General features: G+C 74.0%; 1 protein-coding gene. It reads right to left on the bottom strand.

The genetic code is table 11. From position 1 onward, the window contains the following. Window positions 1-2,147: type I polyketide synthase (locus tag JK363_RS41150; RefSeq protein ID WP_236076574.1), on the bottom strand; the 2,147-nt coding region annotated here is incomplete at both ends.

A 2,147-nucleotide genomic window follows, 5' to 3' on the forward strand; every position in this document is an offset into this window, starting at 1 on the left:
CGCCATTCCGGCCCACTGCGAACCCTGCCCCGGGAAGACGAACACCGTCTCGCCACTCACCGGGCGGCCCACCACCACACCGTCGGCCGGCTCACCCGCCGCCAGCGCACCCAGTCCGGCCAGCAATCCCTCTCGGTCACGGGCCACCACTGCCGCACGGTGGTCCAGGTGTGCCCGGGTGGTCGCCGCCGAGTAGGCGATGTCCGTGACGGAGGTGTCCGGGTGGGCGATCAGCAGGGCCCGCAGACGGTCGGCCTGCTCCCGCAGTGCCGCCTCGCTCCGGGCCGAGAGCGGTACCGGCAGCACCGGGAACGGCGCCGCCGCGGCCTGCTCCTCCGCCTGTTCCTCGGCGGGCGCCTCCTCCAGGATCACATGCGCGTTGGTGCCGCTGACGCCGAAGGACGACACGCCCGCACGCCGCGGCTTGTCGGAGGCGGGCCACTCCCTGGCCTCCGTCAGCAGCTCCACGCCGCCTTCCTGCCAGTCGATATGCGGGGACGGCTCGTCCACGTGCAAGGTGCGCGGCAGTTCGCCGTGGAGCATGGCCTGCACCATCTTGATCACACCCGCCACGCCGGCTGCCGCCGAGCTGTGACCGATGTTGGACTTGATCGAGCCGAGCCAGAGCGGCTCGCCGTCGCGCTCGCGGCCATAGGTGGCCAGGAGCGCCTGCGCTTCGATCGGGTCGCCCAGGGTCGTGCCGGTGCCGTGCCCCTCGACCGCGTCCACCTCGGAGGGGCGCAGGCCCGCGTTGGCCAGGGCCGCGCGGATCACCCGCTCCTGCGACGGCCCGTTCGGCGCCGTCAGTCCGTTGCTCGCACCGTCCTGGTTCACCGCGCTGCCCCGCAGCACCGCCAGTACGCGGTGCCCCTTGCGGCGCGCCTCCGACAGCCGCTCCAGCACGACCAGCCCGACGCCGTCGGAGAACCCGGTGCCGTCCGCGGCGGCGGCGTACGCCTTGCACCGGCCGTCGGGCGACAGCGCCCGCTGCCGGCTGAACTCGGTGAGCAGGTAGGGACCGGCCATCAGGGTCACGCCGCCGGCCAGCGCCATCGAGCACTCGCCGTCCCGCAGCGCCCGCGCGGCCAGGTGCAGCGCGACCAGCGAGGAGGAGCACGCGGTGTCCACCGACACGGCCGGGCCCTCCAGCCCCAGGGTGTAGGAGATCCGGCCGGACAGCACACTCGTCGTGGTGCCCGTCAGGCGGTAGCCCTCCTGCTCCGTGGACGTCATGCCCGCGTAGTCCGTCGTGACCGCGCCGCAGAAGACGCCGGTGTCGCTGCCGCGCAACGAGGTCGGGTCGATCCCGGCGTTCTCGAACGCCTCCCAGGCGCCTTCCAGGATCAGCCGCTGCTGCGGGTCCATCGCGGTGGCCTCGTGCGGGCTGATGCCGAAGAACTCGGCGTCGAACCCGTCCGGCTGCTGGAGGAAGCCGCCGCCCCGCGTGTAGATGGTGCCCTCGTGGTCGGGGTCCGGGTCGTAGAGCCGCTCCAGGTCCCAGCCGCGGTCGGTGGGCAGTCCGGTGATCGCGTCGCGCCCCTCGGCCACCAGCTCCCACAGCTCCTCGGGCGCCGTCACGCCCCCCGGGTAGCGGCAGCTCATCCCCACGATCGCCAGCGGCTCGTCGACCCGAGCGGTCCGCCGGGGCCGGGCGGCCGGGAGCGTCTGCGCCGCCTGGCCGACCTCCGTGAGCAGAAGCCGGGTGACGGCCGCCGGGGTCGGGTGGTCGAAGATGAGGGTCGCGGGCAGCCGCACCCCTCCGCTCTGGGTGAGCCGGTTGCGCAGCTCCACCGCGCCGAGCGAGTCGAAACCGAGGTCCTTGAACGACCGTTGCGGATCGACCGCAGCCGCCGAGGCGTGGCCGAGAACGGCCGCCACCTGCGTCAGCACGAACTCCCGCACCACACGCTCGTGGTCCCCGGCGTCGACCGAGGCCAGGCGCTGGGCCAGCGAGCCGTCACCGCCGCGGTGCGCCGGAAGGCGGACGAGACCACGCAGCAGGGCGGGCAGGGTTCCGGTGCGCGCCTGGTCGCGCAGGGCCGCGAGGTCGAGCAGTACCGGGGCCAGGAGCGCGGTGTCCGCCCCGAGCGCCTGGTCGAACAGCTCCAGAGCCAGGTCGTCGGAGAGCGCGCCGACACCTTGGCGCT

The sequence above is a fragment of the Streptomyces coffeae genome (assembly GCF_016741875.1).
Classification (GTDB): domain Bacteria; phylum Actinomycetota; class Actinomycetes; order Streptomycetales; family Streptomycetaceae; genus Streptomyces; species Streptomyces coffeae.